We start from the raw sequence: 19432 nt of genomic DNA on the forward strand, positions 1-19432 counted from the left end.
GGATGGGGCTCCTGTTCGGGCGGCGGGTGGGGACCGAGCGCACAGCGCTCCCGGCCCCGACGGGGCGGCGCGCGGCGCAGGGCCGGATCGAGTCTAGGGCCGGTGCGGGTCGCGGGGCCCGCGAAAAGCGGCCGACGGTGCCGCGCACCACAGCGCACTGCGGAGCACGGCACCCTGCCGCGACGGCGTCCGCCGTCGTCGAACCCGCCGTCGGCCCCCGACGACCTCGGACCGGTGCTGCCCTGATCCGACGCATCCGCCTGTCCGAGCGACCACAGTGATGACATGCTGGCCCCAGCGGCTCGGACCAGGGCCGACGACGACGGCGGAGAGGCTGGACATGCGCATCGGGGTGCCCCGGGAGATCAAGAACAACGAGAACCGGGTGGGTCTGGGCGCCGCGGGCGTCCACGAGCTCGTCGCCCGCGGCCATGAGGTCGTGGTCGAGGCGGGCGCCGGGGTGGGTTCGCGCGTCAGCGACGCGGACTACGAGGCGGCCGGTGCCCGGGTTCTCGCGAGCGCCGACGAGGTCTGGGAGCAGGCCGAGATGATCGTGAAGGTCAAGGAGCCGCTCCCCGCCGAGCACGCCAGGCTGCGCCGGGGGCAGATCGTCTTCACCTACCTGCACCTCGCCGCCGACCGGGAACTCACGGACGCGCTGCTGGCCTCGGGCACCACCTCGATCGCCTACGAGACGGTGCAGCTGCCCGATCGCTCACTGCCGCTGCTCGCGCCGATGAGCGCGATCGCGGGGCGACTGGCGGCGCAGGTCGGCGCCTACCACCTGATGTCGCCGCTGGGCGGCTCCGGGGTGCTGATGGGCGGTGTTCCCGGCACCACCGAGGCGAACGTGCTGGTGCTCGGCGGGGGCGTGGTCGGCGAGCAGGCGGCGATGATGGCGCACGGCCTGCACGCGAACGTGACGGTGATGGACCTGAACGTCGCCCGGCTCGGGCAGATCGCCACGATGCACCACGGGGGCATCCTCACCCGCTACTCGACGTCCCTCGAGCTCGCCGAGGAGATCCGTCGGGCGGACGTCGTGGTCGGCTCCGTGCTGATCCCGGGCAAGAAGGCGCCGAAGCTGGTGACCGATGAGATGGTCTCGACCATGAAGCCCGGCTCGGTGCTCGTCGACGTCGCGATCGACCAGGGCGGCTGCTTCGAGAACTCCCGTCCCACCACGCACGACGACCCGACGTTCCAGGTCCATGAGGCCGTCTACTACTGCGTGGCGAACATGCCGGGCTCGGTGCCGGTCACCGCGACGGCGGCGCTGAACAACGCGACCCTGCCCTACATCCTGAAGATCGCGGGCAACGGCTGGCGGGAGGCGCTGCGATCCGACGACTCGCTCGCGAAGGGTCTGCACACCCACGAGGGGACGCTGACCCACGCGGGCACCGGCGAGGCCCACGGCCTCGAGGTCGCTCCCGCGGAGGCCGTCCTCGGCTGAGTGCCCCTCCGCTGAACGCGCGACGGCTGGGCGCACGACGGCAGAGCGGGCGCGCTCCCACACGCAGGGGCCCCGGGCATGCCCGGGGCCCCTGCGTTCGATCGCTGCAGCTCAGAGGTTGAAGCCGATGGCGCGCAGCTGTTCGCGGCCGTCCTCGGTGATCTTCTCCATGCCCCACGGCGGCATCCACACCCAGTTGATGCGGTGGGACTCGGTGATCGGGTCCAGCACCGCGAAGGTCTGCTCCTCGAGCACGTCCGTCAGCGGGCAGGCGGCGGAGGTCAGCGTCATGTCGACGACGGCGTCGCCGTCGTCCACGGTCACGCCGTAGACGAGGCCGAGATCGACGACGTTGATCCCGAGCTCGGGATCGATGACGTCCTTCATCGCCTCGATGACGTCCTCGGCGCTCACCGTGGCGTCGGGGGTCTTCTGATCGGTCATGGCATCCTCCCGGAGGGATGGGGGCGGTGCGTTCGCCCCCGGGCGTGGGGTGGGTGCCGATCCGTCCCGGGAGCAGTCCCGGGATGGATCGGCGGGGGCGTCAGGCGCCGACGAGGAACCGGTCGTAGCCCTCGGCCTCGAGGCGCTCGGCCAGCTCCGGCCCGCCCTGCTCGGCGATCCGGCCGCCCACGAACACGTGCACGTAGTCCGGGGTGACGTACTGCAGGATGCGGGTGTAGTGGGTGATCAGCATGATGCCCACGTCGGTCTGCTCCTTGGCGCGGTTCACGCCTTCGGAGACCACGCGCAGCGCGTCGACGTCGAGGCCGGAATCGGTCTCGTCGAGGATCGCGATACCGGGCTTGAGCAGCTGCATCTGGAGGATCTCATGGCGCTTCTTCTCGCCGCCGGAGAAGCCCTCGTTGACGTTGCGCTCGGCGAAGACCGGATCCATCTTGAGGTCGTTCATCGACCCCTTGACGTCCTTGACCCAGGTGCGCAGCGAGGGGGCCTCGCCGTCGACCGCGGTCTTGGCGGTGCGGAGGAAGTTCGAGACGGTGACGCCGGGGACCTCGACCGGGTACTGCATGGCGAGGAAGAGACCGGCGCGGGCGCGCTCGTCGACGCTCATCTCGAGCACGTCCTCGCCGTCGAGCGTGACCTCGCCCTCGGTGATCTCGTACTTGGGGTGGCCGGCGACCGCGTAGGCCAGGGTGGACTTGCCCGAGCCGTTGGGTCCCATGATCGCGTGGGTCTCGCCGGCCTTGATGGTGAGGTCGACGCCCTTGAGGATCTCCTTGGTGCCCTCGGGGGTATCGACGGTGGCGTGGAGGTTCTTGATCTCCAGGATCGACATGTGTGGTTCTCCTTGACCAGAGGTGCTGGTGACATCGTGAGGTCGGGCGCCGCAGAGCGGTGCCCGGGGTGATCAGGTGGCGGGGGCCGCGGTCGGATCCACCAGGATCGCGCCGCTGCTCTCGTCGATGCGCACGGGGAAGACCCGCACGGGAAGGACGGCCGGCAGCTGCAGCGGACGACCTGTGACCAGGTCGAACTGGCTGCCGTGCTTCCAGCATTCGATGGTGCGGCCCTCGACGTCGCCGTCGCTCAGCGCGATCTCGTCGTGCGAGCAGAGGTCCTCGAGGGCGTGGACGCCGCCGTCCTCGTCGCGCACCAGGGCGATCTCGATGCCATCGGCGACGACGTCGAGGGCCTCGCCCGGGGCGAGGTCCGCCAGGGCGGCGACGGGGACGAAGGCGTCCGACATCAGTTCATGCTCCGCGCGAGCTCGTCCTCGATGGAGGCGGAGAGCCGCTCGCGGATCTCGGGGACGTCGATCTGCTGGATGATCTCGGCGAAGAAGCCGCGCACCACCAGACGTCGGGCCTCGACCTCGGGGATGCCGCGGGCGCGCAGGTAGAACAGCTGCTCGTCGTCGAAACGACCGGTCGCGGCGGCGTGGCCGGCGCCCTCGATCTCGCCGGTCTCGATCTCCAGGTTCGGCACCGAGTCGGCGCGAGCGCCCTCGGTGAGCACCAGGTTGCGGTTGAGCTCGTAGGTGTTGGTGCCCTCGGCCTCCTTGCGGATCAGCACGTCGCCGACCCACACGGAGCGTGCGTTCTTTCCCTGCAGCGCGCCCTTGTAGGCGACGTTGGAGGTGCAGTGCGGTGCGCTGTGGTCCACGAAGAGACGGTTCTCGAAGAACTGGTTCTCGTCGGAGAAGTACAGGCCGAGCTTCTCGATCTCGCCGCCGGGGGCGGAGTACTCGCCGATCGAGTTCAGCCGGACCGCGCTGCCGCCGAGCGTGACGGCGACGTGCTTGAGCGTCGAGTCGCGCCCCACGCGGGAGTGGTGGGTGGCGATGTGCAGCGCGTCGTCGTCCCAGTCGTGCAGGCTGATGACGATCATGTGGGCGTTGTCGCCCACGATCATCTCGACGTTCTGCGCGTACTGCGCGGAGCCGGTGTGGTTCAGCACGAACGTCGCCGAGGAGGACTCCTCGGCCTCGAGCACGATGTGCGCGTTGCCGCGGCGATCCGCGCCCCGGCCGGTGATGTCCACCCGGAACGGCTCGTCGTAGGCGGTGTTCTTCGCGGCGACCAGGTGCAGCGCCTGCTCGGTGCGCGCCGAGGCGACCGCGGTGGGCAGGTCCTCGGGCACCAGGACGGTGCCGCGCGGGGCCTGGCCGGGCGCGAGGGTCGCGATCGCGGGGGCGCCCTCGGGCACCTCGACCTGGTAGTCGACCGCGGGATCGCCCTCGCGGTCGTCGGTGGCGACGTCCTGGAACAGCGGCGCGAAGCGGCGCAGCGGGGTGAAGCGCCATTCCTCGACGTGGCTCCGGGGGACCTCGTGGTCGGCGACCTCGAAGGAGCGCTTGCGCGCTCCGCGGTTCAGGGCGGCGTGGGCGGCGGAGACCTCCTGGCCCGGAAGGCTCAGGTTCTCCTCCTCCAGCTCGGGCGCGGCAGTGGTCTCCGCGCCCTCCAGGGCGTCCCCGGCGGCGACCGGCGCGGCTCCTGCCGCATGGCCCACGGCCTCGTTGGCGCTCGGGTCCCCGGCGTTCTCGGCACCCTTCACATCAGTGGTCGTCATCAGCCGACTGCTCCTTCCATCTGCAGCTCGATCAGGCGGTTCAGCTCCAGGGCGTACTCCATCGGGAGCTCGCGGGCGATGGGCTCGATGAACCCGCGCACGATCATCGCCATCGCCTCGGTCTCCTCCAGGCCGCGGCTCATCAGGTAGAAGAGCTGCTCCTCGGAGACCTTGGAGACGGTGGCCTCGTGGCCCATCTGGACGTCGTCGACGCGCACGTCGACATAGGGATAGGTGTCGGTGCGCGAGATCTGGTCGACCAGCAGCGCATCGCACAGCACGGTCGAGGCCGAGTGCTCGGCGCCGGGCATGACCTGGACCAGGCCGCGGTAGGAGCTGCGCCCGCCTCCGCGGGAGACCGACTTCGACACGATCGAGCTCGAGGTGTGGGGCGCCATGTGCACCATCTTCGAGCCGGTGTCCTGGTTCTGGCCCTCGCCGGCGAAGGCGACCGAGAGGGTCTCCCCGCGAGCGTGCTCGCCCATCAGCCACACGGCCGGGTACTTCATGGTGACCTTCGAGCCGATGTTGCCGTCGACCCACTCCATGACGCCGCCCTGCTCGACGGTGGTGCGCTTCGTGACCAGGTTGTAGACGTTGTTCGACCAGTTCTGGATGGTCGTGTAGCGGACACGCGCATCCTTCTTCACGATGATCTCCACGACGGCGCTATGCAGCGAGTCCGAGGTGTAGATCGGGGCGGTGCAGCCCTCGACGTAGTGCACGTAGGAGCCCTCGTCGGCGATGATCAGCGTGCGCTCGAACTGGCCCATGTTCTCGGTGTTGATCCGGAAGTAGGCCTGCAGCGGGATCTCGACGTGGACGCCCTTGGGGACGTAGACGAAGGAGCCGCCGGACCACACGGCCGTGTTCAGCGCGGAGAACTTGTTGTCGCCCGAGGGGATGACGGTGCCGAAGTACTCCTTGAACAGCTCCGGGTGCTCCTTGAGCGCGGTGTCGGTGTCCAGGAAGATGACGCCCTGCTCCTCCAGGTCCTCGCGGATCTGGTGGTAGACGACCTCGGACTCGTACTGCGCGGCGACGCCGGCGACCAGTCGCTGCTTCTCCGCCTCGGGGATGCCCAGACGGTCGTAGGTCTCCTTGATGTCCTCGGGCAGGTCCTCCCAGGAGGTGGCCTGCTTCTCGGTGGAGCGGACGAAGTACTTGATGTGGTCGAAGGCGATGCCGGACAGGTCCGGGCCCCAGGTGGGCAACGGCTTCTTGTCGAACAGCTTCAGGGCCTTCAGGCGGCGCTCGAGCATCCACTCGGGCTCGTCCTTGCGGGCGGAGATGTTCCGCACCACGTCCTCGGACAGCCCGCGGCGCGCGCTCGCGCCGGCGGAGTCCTCGTCGTGCCAGCCATAGGCGTACTGGCCGATCGAGCCGATGATCTCGTCCTGTGTCAGCTTCTCAGGTGCGCTCGTCATGGTGTCCTTCCCTCGGTGAGCGGAATGTGGGTCGTGCAGGCGTGAGCCCCCTGCGCCAGGGTGGCGAGGCGTTGGACGGGGGCTCCGATGATGCGGGAGATGACGCGGGTCTCGGCCTCGCACAGCTCTGGATGATCTGCGGCGACGTCGAGGACAGGGCAGTGCCCGTGGCACAGCTGGGCCGTGACGAGGGTACGCGGGTTCGACCCCGAGTGCGCCCCGGCGGCGGGGAGAGGCACGTGGAGCGGCCGCACGGTGGTGGCGTACCCCCGCTCCGTCAGCATCTCGGCGAGCAGCTCGAGCCTGCGCGCGACGGTGACGCTCTCGCCGCCCTCCTCGCGCTCCGCGACGTGCTGGGCGAGACGGCTCTCCCAGTCCGCGATGCGACGCTCCGCGAGAGCGGTGATCGCCTCATCGCCGCCGAGGCGTGCCAGCTCGTCGACGGCCATCACGGCCAGCTCGTCGTATCCACCGGGCAGGCCCTCGTGGGCGGAGTGCGAGAGCACGAACGACTTGCTCGGACGTCCGCGCCCTCGATGCGCGACGGGGACCTCGTGCTCGGCGATGACGTCCTCCGCCTCGAGGGCGGCGAGATGACGACGCACCGCGGCGCTGGTGAGCCCGAATCGCTCTGCGAGCTGGCGTGCCGTGATCGGGCCGTGGGTCGAGATCGCCTCGACGAGACGGTCCCGCGTGGTCTGCGCGACGCCGGGCTCGCTCTCCGGTGCAGTCATCGTGGCCTCCTCCCGTCCGTCGGCTCCCATCATTTTACAACAGAAGGCTTTCCAAATACCGCCGAGAGGGCTGTGCCTCACAGCACGAAGGGTGCCCTTACCTGCAGATTTCCCCCTGCGGCACGACCGGCCGGCGACACCCCCGCCGCCCCAGGGGGCGTCCGACCAGGGCTCCTGATGCTCTCGGCGATCCGCCTCGTCGCCACCGCGCCCGCACGGCCGACCCGCCGCGCCGCGGCGCTGCCGGACCGCCGCTCGGCAGCACTGCCGGCCCGCCGCCCCACGACGACCCTTTCATATATGTTCGCTTTCAACTACCGTGGTGGTGTCACGACCTCCATCGAAGGGATGCCCCATGGCCCCCGAGCACTCCACGAACGAGCACTCCACCCGCGGGACCTATGTCGAGGTCGGCAAGGCGTTCGACCGCGACATGACCTACATCGACGACCGCATCACCCGCGACGGCCGCGACGGCTGGCCGGTCGAGGCCGGCCGGTATCGGCTCATCGCCGCGCGCGCCTGCCCCTGGGCCAACCGGACCCTGATCTCGCGACGTCTGCTGGGGCTCGAGGGCGCGCTGTCGGTGGGCATGCCCGGCCCCACGCATGACAAGCGCAGCTGGACCTTCGACCTCGACGAGGGCGGAGTGGATCCCGTGCTCGGCCACGAGCGCCTCCAGCAGGCGTACTTCGCGCGCTTCCCCGACTACCCGCGCGGGATCACCGTGCCCGCGATCGTCGACGTGCCGAGCCGTGCCGTGGTCACCAACGACTTCCAGCGGATCACCCTCGATCTCGCCACCGAGTGGACCGAGCACCACCGCGACGGTGCCCCGGACCTCTACCCGGCCGCGCACCGCGAGGAGATCGACGCCCTCAACGCGTGGATGCTCCACCACGTCAACAACGGCGTCTACAAGGTGGGCTTCGCCGGCTCCCAGGACGTCTACGAGGAGGAGTACCGCTCCCTCTGGGCGGCGCTGGACGAGCTCGAGGAGCGCCTGAGCCGCAGCCGCTACCTCCTGGGCCCCTCGATCACCGAGTCCGACATCCGCCTGTTCCCCACACTGATCCGCTTCGACCCCGTCTACCACGGCCACTTCAAGGCCAATCGCCAGCCGCTGGCGAGCATGCCGAACCTGTGGAACTACACCAAGGACCTCTTCACCACCCCGGGGTTCGGCGACACGGTCGACTTCGCGCAGATCAAGCGCCATTACTACTTCGTGCACGAGGACATCAACCCCACCCAGGTGGTGCCTCTCGGTCCTGACCTGGAGCCTCTGCTCGTTCCTCACGATCGCGACCGCTTCGACAGCGACCCCTGGGGCGCGGGCGGCACCGCGCCGGAGGCGCCGCTGTCGGCCGAGGTCGTCGATCCCGCCCACACCCCGCTGCACCTCACCGGTCGCTGAGCGCAGCGGTGCGCGCCCGGGCACCGATGATCGGTCGCTCACGTCCGGTGCCCGCCCCCGCGCGCCCCGGCCTACGATGGTGCGCGCCATGGACGACCACTCCCCCGCCCTCGTCGCGACCGACCTCGCCCTCAGCTACGGCGCCGTCCGCGCCCTGGACGGTCTGAGCCTGACCGCCGAGCGCGGCGCCGTCACCGCGCTGCTCGGCCCCAACGGCGCGGGCAAGACCACCGCGATCTCGTGCGCCACCGGCCTGCTGCGCCCGGACTCCGGCACGGTCCGGGTGCTGGGTGTCGACCCGTGGCGCGGGTCACCGGAGCATCGGGCCCGCGTCGGGGTGATGATCCAGGACGGCGGCCTCGCCTCCGGCGCCTCGGCCCTGCAGCTGCTGCGCTACGGCGCGAGCCTCCACGCCGCACCGCTCGACGTCGACGAGGTCGCCGAGCACCTCGGCATCGACACCTTCGCGCGCACGCTGGTACGGCGGCTCTCCGGCGGCCAGCGGCAGCGCCTGGCCCTCGCCCTGGCGATCATCGGGCGACCCGATCTGGTGTTCCTCGACGAGCCGACCGCCGGGATGGACCCCTCCATCCGCCGCCGGGTGCGGGAGCTGATCCGGGGTCTCGCCCGGACCGGCACCGCCGTCGTGCTCACCACCCACCTGATGGACGACGTGGTGGGACTGGCCGATGCGGTCCGCGTCATCGCGCGGGGACGGGTGCTCGCCACCGGCTCGGTCCAGGACGTGATCAGCGATCACCGCGCGGCGGACGGCGCCATGGTGGTCCAGGCGACCGCGACCGGCGTCGACCCCCGGGTGGCCCCCGCCCTCGAAGCGGACCTGCGCGCGGTCGCCGCCCGCCACGGCGCGAGTCTCGAGGTCACCTCGGGCGGAGCCGCCGATCTCGAGTCCGTGCTGCTGGACCTGATGGACCAGGATCGGGATCAGGTCGCGCACGGGCGGGCGGCCACGGCGAGCGGCAGCGCCCCGAGCGAGGAGACGATCCGATGACCACCCCGACCGCCCCGATCACCTCGGGAACCTCGGGCACCGCGGGCACGGACCGCGCCCCGCGCCCGGCTCCCCCGCTGCGCCGGGTCCTCGCCCACGCCCGTCTGGAGGCCCGGGTGCTGCTGTCCAACGGGGAGCAGCTGACCGTCGCCGTCGCCCTGCCGGCGATGGTGCTGATCGGTCTGTGGCTCCTCCCGCTGGGCAGGATCGACGGGGTGCCCGCGATCGACACCGCGGTCGCGGCGACCTTCGCCACCGCCCTCATCTCCACGTCCTTCACCTCCCAGGCCATCCTCACCGGCTTCGACCGGCGCAACGGCGTGCTGCGGTGGGTGGCGACGACTCCGCTCGGCCGCGGCGGCTATCTCGCCGGCAAGATCCTCGCGACGCTGGCCACGCACGTGCTGCAGGTGCTCGTCCTCGGCCTCATCGCCCTGATCATCGGATGGCGACCGGAGGCGGCCGGACTCGCGGGCCTGGTGCCGGTCTGGGTGGTGGGCACGGTGGCCTTCGGCTCCCTGGGCCTGCTGATCGCCGGCGTGCTGCGCACCGAGGCGGTGCTCGCAGTCTCCAACCTCGTCTTCGTTCTCCTCGTCGCCGTCGGCGGCGTGGCCTTCCCGACCGCGGCCTATCCGCGGATCCTCGGCGGTCTGGTGGACCTGCTGCCCTCGGGAGCGCTCGGGGAGCTGATGCGGGCGTGCATGGCCTCGGGACCCTTCTCACCGGGCTCGGCCGTGGTGCTGCTGGCCTGGGCGGGCGCCGGGATCCTCGCCGTGATGCGCTGGTTCCGCTGGACGGACGGCTGAGCCGTCTCGGCCGGTCCGATGCGGCGTCGGTCGCATCCGTCCCCATCGATCAGCGAACTCCCCGACGCGGAATCTAGACTCGGGCCCATGTCCCGCCCCGCCGCCGCAGCCCCGCGCTCGCCCGAGCGCCACGGGCGCCTCACCACGCTGCCCGACTCCCGTCTCACCGGCTGGGGTCCGCGCCGCCGCGCCCGAGTGGCCGCGTTCGTGTTCTGGGGGAACCTGCTGTGCCAGATGGGGATCATCCTCTCCGGCGGCGCGGTGCGGCTCACCGCGAGCGGGCTGGGATGCTCCTCATGGCCGAACTGCGAACCCGGACAGTTCACCCCGCAGCTGACCATGGAGGCCGGGATCCACCCCTTCGTGGAGTTCGGCAACCGCTCCCTGACCGGGGTGCTGAGCGTGTTCGCGATCGCCGTGCTGCTGGTGAGCTGGCGCTGGCTGGGTCACAAGGGACGCGGCTTCCGCGTCCTGGCCTGCGTGCCGCTGATCGGCACGGCCGTGCAGGCGGTCGTCGGCGCCTTCGTGGTCTGGTTCGATCTCCATCCCGGGCTGGTGAGCCCGCACTTCCTGATCTCCCCGCTGCTGTGCGCCGTGTCGATGGTGCTCCTGGTCCGCCTCTACGACGGCGACGGCCGGACGCGCCTCGCGGTCCCCGCCCGTGCCGCGGCGGTGTTCGTCCCGCTGGCCGCGGTGGGCTTCGTGATCCTGGTGCTGGGCACGGTCGTCACCGGGACCGGCCCACACTCGGGGGATGCCGGCGAGGTGACCCGGATCGCGATGAATCCCGTCGTGGCCTCGCGCGTCCACGCCATCGCGGTGTACGTGTTCTGCGCGCTGCTGGCCGCGCTCCTGGTGGTCCTGCACCGCTCGCGCGCACGGCGCGAGGCGATCGGCGCCGCCTGGTGGCTGCTCGCCCTCACCCTCGTGCAGGGCGTGATCGGCTACGTCCAGTACTTCCTCGGCCTTCCCGAGCTGGTGGTCTTCCTGCACCTGATCGGGGCTGCCGTGTTCGCGGCGGCGATCGCCTGGGTGGGGGCGCGCCTGGTCACCTGGCAGGTGCTCGATCCCGCGCCGCGGGACCAGGACGGCGCCCACGGCACCACGACCCTCGGCACCACGGAGGCACGATGATCCTCGGCCGACGCCGACGCAGCTCGACCCAGGAGCTGCCCACCGAGGCCCAGGCCCGTCCCGCGGGCGAGTTCGTGGCCTCGGTCCTCTCGCGCCTGCGCGAGGTCGTGGAGGTGGGCTGGAACCTGCTGGAGGTGGACGCCGAGGCGCATCGCATGATCCGCGAGGCCGGCGCGACCAGCTGCTACATCGACTACCACCCCGTCTTCGGGGCCTCGCCCTTCGGCTATGTCATCTGCACCTCCCTGAACCACGGCGTGCTGCACGGAAGGCCCCACGACCGGGTGCTCGAGGACGGCGACCTGCTCTCGCTCGACTTCGCCGTCGAAGTCGAGGGCTGGGTGGCCGACTCCTGCCTGACCATCGCGGTGGGCACCCCGCGTCCCGAGGACCTGCAGCTGATCCGCGACACCGAGCAGGTGATGTGGGCCGGCATCGACCAGGTGCGGGCCGGGAGCACGGTCGGCGACATCGGCCATGCGGTGATGACCGAGGCGCAGTCGCTGGGCTATCTCATCAACGACCGCTTCGGCGGCCATGGCGTGGGACGCACGATGCACGAGGCCCCGTTCGTTCCCAATCACGGGACCCCCGGCGGTGGGGCGGAGCTGGTGGCCGGGCAGCTGATCACCGTCGAGCCGTTCCTGGTCCCGACCACGGCCGAGCTGGTCGTCGACGAGCGGGACGGCTGGACCCAGCTCTCCGCCGACGGATCGCGCGGGGCGCATGCGGAGCACACCCTGCAGGTCACCGACGGCCCGCCGATCATCCTCACCGCCAGGACGGACGACCCCGCTCCCCGCAGCTCGCTCGGCTGAATCGCTCGGCGCGGCCGCTCAGCGCTGCGCCGCGGGCTCCTCGCCCAGCACCTCGCGGAGGCTTGCGGCGATCCCCTCCGCATCCAGTCCGTGCGCGGCGAGGATCGCATCACGCTTGGCGTGGGCGATGAACTCCTGGGCGACGCCGAGCACGCGCATCGCCGGGGCGGGCCGGGAGAGCGTGGCACGCTGGGCGAGCCGGACAGCGAGCGCCGCACCGATGCCGCGCTCGGCCACCCCGTCCTCGAGGGTCACCACGGCACGGGCGCTCTGGGCGATCTCGAGCAGCGCGTCGCTCAGCGGCAGCGCCTGCACCGGGTCGAGGACCACGATGTTGGGCTCCTGCGGTGAGCGCTCCGGCCGGCTCTCGTCGGAGCGTGCGCCGACGGCCCTGGCCGAGGCGTGCGCGGCCGCAGAGCGCGTCGCCGCAGAGCTCATGGCCACCGACCGGGCGGCCTCGACGGCCCGCTGCGCGAGCGCCCCGACGGACACCACCAGAACATCGACGGGGACACCGGGATCACCGTGCAGCACGTCGCCGGCGGCGAGACGACCGATGGCCCCGATCGGCTCCGGACAGGCCCCCTTGGGGAAGCGGACCACGGAAGCGCCGGGGGCGGCGAGCGCCGCGGGCACCGCCTCGTCGAGCCGCTCGCCGTCGCGCGGTGCCCACAGGGACAGCCCGGGGATCTGCGCGGAGACCGAGAGGTCCCAGATGCCGTGATGGCTGGGGCCGTCGTCGCCGGTCACGCCGGCGCGGTCGAGAGTGATCGTGACGTCCTCCTCGTGGAGCGCGACGTCCAGCAGCAGCTGGTCGACGGCGCGATTGAGGAAGGTCGAGTAGAGGGAGACCACCGGGCGCGCACCGCCGCGCGAGAGCCCGGCGGCGGTGTCGAGGGCGAGCTGCTCGGCGATGCCGACGTCGAGCACGCGCGCGGGCAGCTCGCGCTGCATCGGGGTGAGCCCCACGGGGTCGATCATCGCCGCGCTCAGCGCGACCACGCGCGGATCCCGACGCGCCGCGTCCAGCACGGCGGCACCGCACCGCGCGGTCCACGTAGTCGAGGGCGCCGGGGCGTCGACCGGGGGGAACACCTCCGCGATCGTCGGGGGCTCGATCGCGAACGGGCCGGTGGCGTGCCAGTGGTCCAGGACGTCGGACTCTGCGCGCTCGAAACCGGCCCCCTTGCGCGTCAGGACGTGCACCACGACACCGGCTCGGGAGGGATCCTCCGCCGCTGCTCGCGCCGCACGCAGCGCCTCGGCCAGCGCACCGTGGTCGTGGCCGTCCACCGGGCCGAGGTAGGTCAGGCCGAGCGCGGTGAACAGGTCCTCGCCCGCAGCCACCGCTCCCCCGCGCAGGCCCTGGAGGTGCGCGGCCAGCCCGCCGACGGTGGGCGCGTAGGAGCGCGTGTTGTCGTTGAGGACCACCACGGTGCGGGAGCCGCGGTCCGAGCCGAGTGCGTTGAGCGCCTCGAGTCCGACACCGCCGGTGAGGGCGCCGTCCCCGATCACCGCGACGGCCACGGCGGGGTCGTCCGCGAGCCGTCGTGCCCGCTCGATGCCGTGCGCCCAGGCGATCGAACCGGAGGCGTGGGAGTTCTCGACCACGTCGTGGGCGGACTCGCGGCGGTCCGGGTAGCCGGAGAGGCCGCCGGCGGTGCGCAGCCCGGGAAGCTCCGCGCGGCCGGTGAGCATCTTGTGCACGTAGGCCTGGTGACCGGTGTCGAAGACGATCGCCTCACGGGGCGAGTCGAACTCGCGGTGCAGGGCGAGCGTCAGCTCCACCACCCCGAGGTTCGGGCCGAGGTGCCCTCCGGTGCGGGAGGTGATCTCGAGCAGTCGGCGCCGCAGGGTGCGCGCGAGACCGGGCAGCGCCGTCGCGGGCAGCGCCCGCAGAGCCGTCGGATCGGCCGGGATGACGACCTCCTCGGGGACGGCCGCGTCCGTGGGCATGCGCTGCTCGTGGATCGTGGACACGCGCGATCCTCCCTCGATCTCGGGGCTGGGACTCGCTCAGCGTACGTCGTGCTGACCTGTGACGACGGTCGACGTGGTCACATCTGTGCATATCTTCACCGGTGTTTCACGGGCCCGCACGGAGGTGTGCATCGTGGTGCGCACGGTCCGCGCATCGGTGCATGTGACGAGGCGACGTGGTCGCCGACGGAGCACCCTCGGTCGCGACGGCGCCCCGATCCCGGCGGGGATCGGGGCGCCGTCGAGAGCCTCGGTGCAGCGGCCTCAGGCTCTGTCGCTCACGCGGCGACGAGCGAGCGCAGCACGTACTGGAGGATGCCGCCGTTGCGGAAGTAGTCCGCCTCGCCGGGGGTGTCGATGCGCACGACCGCGTCGAACCGCACCTCGGTCCCGTCCTCCTTGGTCGCCACGACCTGGACCGTCTTGGGCACGGGGCCGTCGTTGAGGGCGGTCACCCCGGTGACGGAGAAGGTCTCGGTGCCGTCGATCCCGAGGGACTCGGCGCTCTCCCCGGCGGGGTACTGCAGCGGCAGCACGCCCATGCCGATGAGGTTCGAGCGGTGGATGCGCTCGAAGCTCTCGGCGATGACGACCTCGACCCCGAGCAGCTTCGTGCCCTTGGCCGCCCAGTCCCGCGAGGACCCGGTGCCGTACTCCTTGCCCGCGAGCACCACCAGCGGGACCTCCTGCTCGGCGTAGGCCTGGGCCGCGTCGTAGATGAACTCCTGCTCACCGGTCAGGAAGTTCTTCGTGTAGCCGCCCTCGACGCCGTCCAGCAGCTGGTTGCGGATGCGGATGTTCGCGAAGGTGCCGCGGATCATGACCTCGTGGTTGCCGCGGCGCGAGCCGTAGGAGTTGAAGTCCTTGCGAGCGACCCCGTTCTCCTGCAGGTAGCGGCCGGCCGGCGAGTCGAGCTTGATCGACCCGGCGGGCGAGATGTGGTCCGTGGTGGTCGAATCGCCCACCTTGACCAGCACCCGTGCGCCCTCGACGTCGGTCACGGGAGAGGGCTCGGCGCCCATGCCCTCGAAGTACGGGGGCTTGCGCACGTAGGTGGACTCGTCCTCCCACGCGAAGGTCGCACCCTCCGGGGTCTCGAGGCTGCGCCAGCGCTCGTCGCCCGTGAAGACGTCCTTGTAGTCCTCGGTGAACATCTCCTGCGAGATCGACTCGCCGATGACCCGCTCCACGTCGGTGGGGCTCGGCCAGATGTCGCGCAGGTAGACGTCTGCGCCGTCGGCGTCCTGTCCGAGCGCGTCGTTCTCGAAGTCGAAGTCCATCGTGCCCGCGAGTGCGTAGGCGATGACCAGCGGCGGCGAGGCCAGGTAGTTCATCTTCACGTCGGGGTTGATGCGGCCCTCGAAGTTGCGGTTGCCCGAGAGCACCGCGGTGACGGCGAGGTCCTTCTCGGCGATGGCCTCGGAGATCTCCGGGGACAGCGGGCCCGAGTTGCCGATGCAGGTGGTGCAGCCGTAGCCGACCAGGTGGAAGCCCAGCCCCTCGAGCGCCGGCCACAGGCCCGCCTTGGTGTAGTAGTTGGTGACCACCTGCGAGCCGGGCGCCATGGAGGTCTTCACCCACGGCTTGGCGGCGAGCCCGCGGTCCACCGCGTTCTGGGCGAGCAGACCGGCGGCCATCATCACCGAAGGGTTGGAGGTGTTGGTGCACGAGGTGATCGACGCGATCGAGACGATCCCGTGGTCGATCGAGAAGTCCTCGCCCTTGACCTGGACCGGGTTCGAGGCGCGGCCGACCACGTGCTGGTGCTCGGGGGCCGAGCCTCCCGACTCGTTGTCCGAGCTCTGCGCGGCAGGATCCGAGGCCGGGAACGAGCCCGCGATGTCCGCGCCGTTCTCCGTGCCCTCGTCGTCGTTCGCGTAGGACGGCAGCACCTCGCGGAAGGACTCCTTCGCCTCGGACAGCACGATGCGGTCCTGGGGACGCTTGGGTCCGGCGATCGAGGGGACCACGGTGGAGAGGTCCAGCTCGAGGTACTCGGAGTACTCGACCTCCTTCGAGGGGTCGTGCCACAGGCCCTGGCGCTTGGCGTAGGCCTCGACCAGCGCGAGCTGCTCCTCGGAGCGGCCGGTGAGACGCAGGTAGTCCACGGTGACCTCGTCGACCGGGAAGATCGCGCAGGTGGAGCCGAACTCGGGGCTCATGTTGCCGATGGTCGCGCGATTGGCGAGCGGGACCTGGGCGACGCCGTCTCCGTAGAACTCGACGAACTTGCCCACCGCGCCGTGCTTGCGGAGCATCTCGGTGATGGTCAGCACCACGTCGGTGGCGGTCGCGGCCGGAGGGATCTCGCCGGTCAGCTTGAAGCCGACCACGCGCGGGATGAGCATGGAGACCGGCTGGCCGAGCATCGCGGCCTCCGCCTCGATCCCGCCGACGCCCCAGCCCAGCACGCCCAGGCCGTTGACCATGGTGGTGTGGGAGTCGGTGCCGACGCAGGAATCGGGGTACGCCCGCAGCACCGGCGCCCCACCGTCGACGGACACCTCGCGGGTCATGACCGTGCGGGCCAGGTACTCGATGTTGACCTGGTGCACGATGCCGGTGCCCGGGGGGACGACCTTGAAGTCGTCGAAAGCGGTCTGGCCCCAGCGCAGGAACTGGTAGCGCTCGCGGTTGCGCTCGTACTCGAGCTCCATGTTCTGCTCGAGCGCGTCGAGCCGACCGGCCACGTCGATCATCACCGAGTGGTCGATGACCATCTCCGCGGGAGCCAGCGGGTTGATCTTCTCCGGATCGCCGCCGAGGTCCTGCATGGCCTCGCGCATGGTGGCGAGGTCGACGACGCAGGGGACGCCGGTGAAGTCCTGCATGATCACGCGGGCCGGGGTGAACTGGATCTCGACCGACGGATCGGCCGAGGCCTCCCAGCCCGCCAGGGCGCGGACGTGGTCGGCGGTGATGTTCGCCCCGTCCTCGGTGCGCAGCAGGTTCTCGAGCAGGATCTTGAGGCTGTAGGGCAGCTTGTCGGCGCCCTCCACGGCATCGAGCGCGTAGATCTCGTAGTCGGTGCCGTTGACCGAGAGATCCTGTTTCGCGGCGAATGAGTCGACAGTGCTCATCAGGCGAACTCCTTTGGTGTTGAGGTGACCCCTCCATCGTAGGCGCGTCGACCGCGCCGGGCGGACGAATGCGGACCTCGCGACGGCACGATGTCCGCGCAGGTCGACGGCGGGGGATGTCGGACGGGACCGACACGGGTCTTCCAAGTATCTTGAAGTCAAGATAAATAGTACCACGATCGGGGCTCACGAGCTGACAGGTCGTCAGCTGAGCGCCGCGTGTCGCGATCGCCGAGAGCGGCGGCTCCCGCCGCCGCGTGCGGGATCAGCCCTCGGCCCGCTCGAGCACGGCGACCGACTCGATGTGGTGCGTGTGCGGGAACAGGTCGAAGGCCCGCAGGTCGGCGACCCGCCAGCCCTTCTTCTCGATCGCCGCGAGATCGCGGGCCAGGGTCGAGGGCTCGCACGAGACGTACACGATCCGCTGCCGCACGGCCGCGGCGAGCAGTCCCATCAGCTCGACACCGGCACCGCTGCGCGGAGGGTCCAGCACCACGGCGTCGACCCCGCCGCGCCGAGCCCGCACCCAGTCCGTGACGTCCGCGGTGGCGGTCGAGACCTGGGGGAGGTCCTCGAGATTCTGCACGGCCAGCTGCGAGGCACGGCGGTTGCCCTCGACGGACACGACGGAGCCGTCGCGTCCCACCTGCTCGGCCGCCACGGCCGAGAACAGGCCGACGCCGCCGTAGAGGTCCCAGGCGCTGCCTCCGCGGGGCGCCCGCAGCGAGGACTCGACGACCTCGGACAGCAGCTCGGCGGCGCGGCGGTGGGACTGCCAGAAGCCGGTCGCGCCGACGGTGAACATCCGCTCGCCCACGCGCTCGTGGACGGTGGCGTCCCCGCGCAGCGGGACCATGCCACGGGAGGTGCGCACCGCGACATCGGCGTCGCCCCAGCTCTGCGGGATCACCACGTCGTCGGGATCGAGGTCGCGACCGATGAGCACCACCGAGGCGGGGCCGGCGGAGGGCGCGACCGCATCGATCGCCTCGGTGCCCTCGGGGGCGGTCCACTCCCCCAGCCGCAGCTCGCGCACCGCCTGCGCGGACAGCGGATCCTCACCCACCGGACGCACGTCGTGGGAGCGCCAGCCGCGCATCCCGACCCGTCCGTCGGCGTCCACCGCATAGCGCACCCGGGTGCGCCAGGCCAGACCGTCCGCGTCGTGCGGTGCGGGCTCGACCTGCACCTGCTCGATGGGGAAGCTGCTCACCCCGGCGCGGCGCAGCAGCTCCTGCAGCACCTCGCTAGCGATCCGGCGCTGCGCGGGCAGGGCGATGTGCGCCCACTCGGCGCCGCCGACGCCGTCGACCCCCGCCTCGTCCCAGACGGACGGCACCCGATCCACCCCGGCCTCGAGCACGTCCAGCGCCTCGGCGCGCCAGAACCGGGCGGAGGCCTGCTCCTGCGGGTCCTCGAGCAGCCTCACGGTCACGGTCTCGCCGGGAGCGGTGCCGCGCACGAAGACCACGCGCCCCTCGTGGCGGGCCACGAAGGTGCCGCCGGCGGCGGGCATGCCGACGGTGAGGGTGAGGAGACGGCCGGCGAGGGCCGGGCTGCTGGGCGCGCGTTCGGGATCCGGGGTCATCGGTCCGCTCTCCTCCTGTCCGCACCGGGGCGACGCGGGACATGACTTCTCGATCAAGGGTGGGGCCCGGCGGTCCGCGACCGTGCAGGGGCCCCGTCGGCGTCCATCATCTCATCCAGTGGACGCCCCTCGCGCACGTGCCGCCGCGCGGGCCGCGGAGCGCGCCGTGCGCGGACGTGCTCAGGTCTGCTCGCGGCGCGCGAGCAGACCGCGGTGCATGAGCCAGACCAGATACGCGATGACGGCGAACGCCGGCAGGCCCATCGCGATCTTGGCGGCGCCGAGGGCGGCCACCTGCCCGGTGAGCAGCAGGGGCAGCTGCACCCCGAGCTTGGCCGCGTAGAGCACCACGAACAGCAGCGTGGCGCGCGAGTAGACACGCCGCGCCTCGGGGTCCTGGGCCCAGTCCTGGACCCGGGGGTCCAGGAGACCCACGAGGATCCCCACCAGCGGCCGACGGAGCGCCAGGGTGGTGAGGAGGAGCGCGAGGGTCACCGCGTTGATCACGATGCCGGGCCAGTAGAAGTCCGATCCTTCCCCGGAGCGGATCGCGAGCACCGCGCCGAGTGCGACGCCGAGCAGACCTCCGAGCACGGTGGCGGGGCTCTGGCGCTGGACGATCCTCGCCACGAGGAGCACCACCACGACCGCGACCGCGCCTCCCGCTGCGACCGCCACCGAGCGGGTGACCACGAACAGCACCACGAACAGCAGGGTGGGCAGCACGGACTCGGCGATCCCGCGCCGGCCGCCGACGGCCTGTGCGACGGAGAACTCCTCCTCCTGGAGGACCGCGCCGAGACCGCCGCGTCGGGAGGAGCCCGGCGCCCCGTCCGACGGCGCGGACTGCGAGGACTGCGTGGACTGCGGGATCTCGGGTGCGTTGTCGCCGGGGCCCGACGAGGTCGGGCCGGGCTGCGCGGGGTCGGGCGGCGGGGAGCCGGTCT

16 protein-coding genes are annotated in these 19432 nt (G+C 71.4%); 6 read left to right on the forward strand and 10 right to left on the reverse strand.

All coding sequences use genetic code 11. The features are described 5' to 3' along the window. Positions 1-340: 340 nt before the first annotated feature. Positions 341-1456, forward strand: coding sequence for an alanine dehydrogenase (gene ald / locus ACT3SP_RS03790; protein WP_444585899.1), 1116 nt, complete (start codon positions 341-343; stop codon positions 1454-1456). A 111-nt stretch (positions 1457-1567) separates the two neighbouring features. Here ald and ACT3SP_RS03795 read toward each other — a convergent pair whose 3' ends face one another. The 6 genes from ACT3SP_RS03795 to ACT3SP_RS03820 all read right to left on the reverse strand — a co-directional run bounded on the left by ACT3SP_RS03795 (position 1568) and on the right by ACT3SP_RS03820 (position 6650). Next, positions 1568-1900 carry a metal-sulfur cluster assembly factor gene (locus tag ACT3SP_RS03795; protein ID WP_444585900.1) on the reverse strand — a complete coding sequence of 111 codons (333 nt, stop codon included), beginning with the start codon at positions 1898-1900 and terminating at the stop codon, positions 1568-1570. Between the two features lie 100 nt (positions 1901-2000). Beyond that, positions 2001-2756, reverse strand: a complete 756-nt coding sequence (gene sufC / locus ACT3SP_RS03800) for a Fe-S cluster assembly ATPase SufC (RefSeq protein WP_444585901.1) — start codon at positions 2754-2756, stop codon at positions 2001-2003. 72 nt (positions 2757-2828) lie between these two features. Continuing rightward, on the reverse strand, positions 2829-3167 hold the full coding sequence (locus tag ACT3SP_RS03805) for a non-heme iron oxygenase ferredoxin subunit (protein WP_444585902.1): 339 nt from the start codon (positions 3165-3167) through the stop codon (positions 2829-2831). Further along, entirely contained in the window at positions 3167-4489 is a 1323-nt protein-coding gene (gene sufD, locus ACT3SP_RS03810; protein WP_444585903.1) for a Fe-S cluster assembly protein SufD, read from the reverse strand. The genes ACT3SP_RS03805 and sufD overlap by 1 nt, the downstream gene beginning before the upstream one ends. Next, complete coding sequence (gene sufB, locus ACT3SP_RS03815; RefSeq protein WP_444585904.1) at positions 4489-5916, reverse strand: Fe-S cluster assembly protein SufB; 1428 nt, start codon at positions 5914-5916, stop codon at positions 4489-4491. Before sufB ends, sufD begins: the two co-directional genes overlap by 1 nt. Further along, positions 5913-6650 (reverse strand): helix-turn-helix transcriptional regulator, encoded by a 738-nt coding sequence (locus ACT3SP_RS03820; RefSeq protein ID WP_444585905.1) that lies wholly within the window; start codon positions 6648-6650, stop codon positions 5913-5915. Before ACT3SP_RS03820 ends, sufB begins: the two co-directional genes overlap by 4 nt. A 355-nt stretch (positions 6651-7005) precedes the next feature. Between ACT3SP_RS03820 and ACT3SP_RS03825 the strand changes: the two genes are divergently transcribed. The 5 genes from ACT3SP_RS03825 (at position 7006) to map (ending at position 11837) form a co-directional block, all read left to right on the forward strand. Continuing rightward, positions 7006-8067: a glutathione S-transferase family protein gene (locus ACT3SP_RS03825; RefSeq protein ID WP_444585906.1), complete on the forward strand. Its 1062-nt coding sequence runs from the start codon at positions 7006-7008 to the stop codon at positions 8065-8067. Between the two features lie 88 nt (positions 8068-8155). Next, positions 8156-9079 (forward strand): ABC transporter ATP-binding protein, encoded by a 924-nt coding sequence (locus ACT3SP_RS03830; protein ID WP_444585907.1) that lies wholly within the window; start codon positions 8156-8158, stop codon positions 9077-9079. Continuing rightward, complete coding sequence (locus ACT3SP_RS03835) at positions 9076-9885, forward strand: ABC transporter permease (RefSeq protein WP_444585908.1); 810 nt, start codon at positions 9076-9078, stop codon at positions 9883-9885. Before ACT3SP_RS03830 ends, ACT3SP_RS03835 begins: the two co-directional genes overlap by 4 nt. An 87-nt stretch (positions 9886-9972) precedes the next feature. Next, positions 9973-11019, forward strand: a complete 1047-nt coding sequence (locus ACT3SP_RS03840) for a COX15/CtaA family protein (protein ID WP_444585909.1) — start codon at positions 9973-9975, stop codon at positions 11017-11019. Next, entirely contained in the window at positions 11016-11837 is an 822-nt protein-coding gene (map, locus tag ACT3SP_RS03845) for a type I methionyl aminopeptidase (protein ID WP_444585910.1), read from the forward strand. Before ACT3SP_RS03840 ends, map begins: the two co-directional genes overlap by 4 nt. An 18-nt stretch (positions 11838-11855) precedes the next feature. Here map and ACT3SP_RS03850 read toward each other — a convergent pair whose 3' ends face one another. From ACT3SP_RS03850 to ACT3SP_RS03865, 4 genes are all read right to left on the reverse strand, one after another. Further along, positions 11856-13817, reverse strand: coding sequence for a 1-deoxy-D-xylulose-5-phosphate synthase (locus ACT3SP_RS03850; RefSeq protein ID WP_444585911.1), 1962 nt, complete (start codon positions 13815-13817; stop codon positions 11856-11858). Between the two features lie 278 nt (positions 13818-14095). Next, a complete protein-coding gene (gene acnA, locus ACT3SP_RS03855; RefSeq protein WP_444585912.1) occupies positions 14096-16897 on the reverse strand; it encodes an aconitate hydratase AcnA in 2802 nt (933 codons plus the stop codon). 265 nt (positions 16898-17162) lie between these two features. Continuing rightward, a complete protein-coding gene (locus ACT3SP_RS03860; protein ID WP_444585913.1) occupies positions 17163-18485 on the reverse strand; it encodes a class I SAM-dependent RNA methyltransferase in 1323 nt (440 codons plus the stop codon). A 180-nt stretch (positions 18486-18665) separates the two neighbouring features. Beyond that, a complete protein-coding gene (locus ACT3SP_RS03865; protein ID WP_444585927.1) occupies positions 18666-19358 on the reverse strand; it encodes a DUF3159 domain-containing protein in 693 nt (230 codons plus the stop codon). Between the last annotated feature and the right edge of the window lie 74 nt (positions 19359-19432).

The sequence above is a fragment of the Brachybacterium sp. AOP43-C2-M15 genome (assembly GCF_052446295.1).
Taxonomy (GTDB): Bacteria; Actinomycetota; Actinomycetes; order Actinomycetales; family Dermabacteraceae; genus Brachybacterium.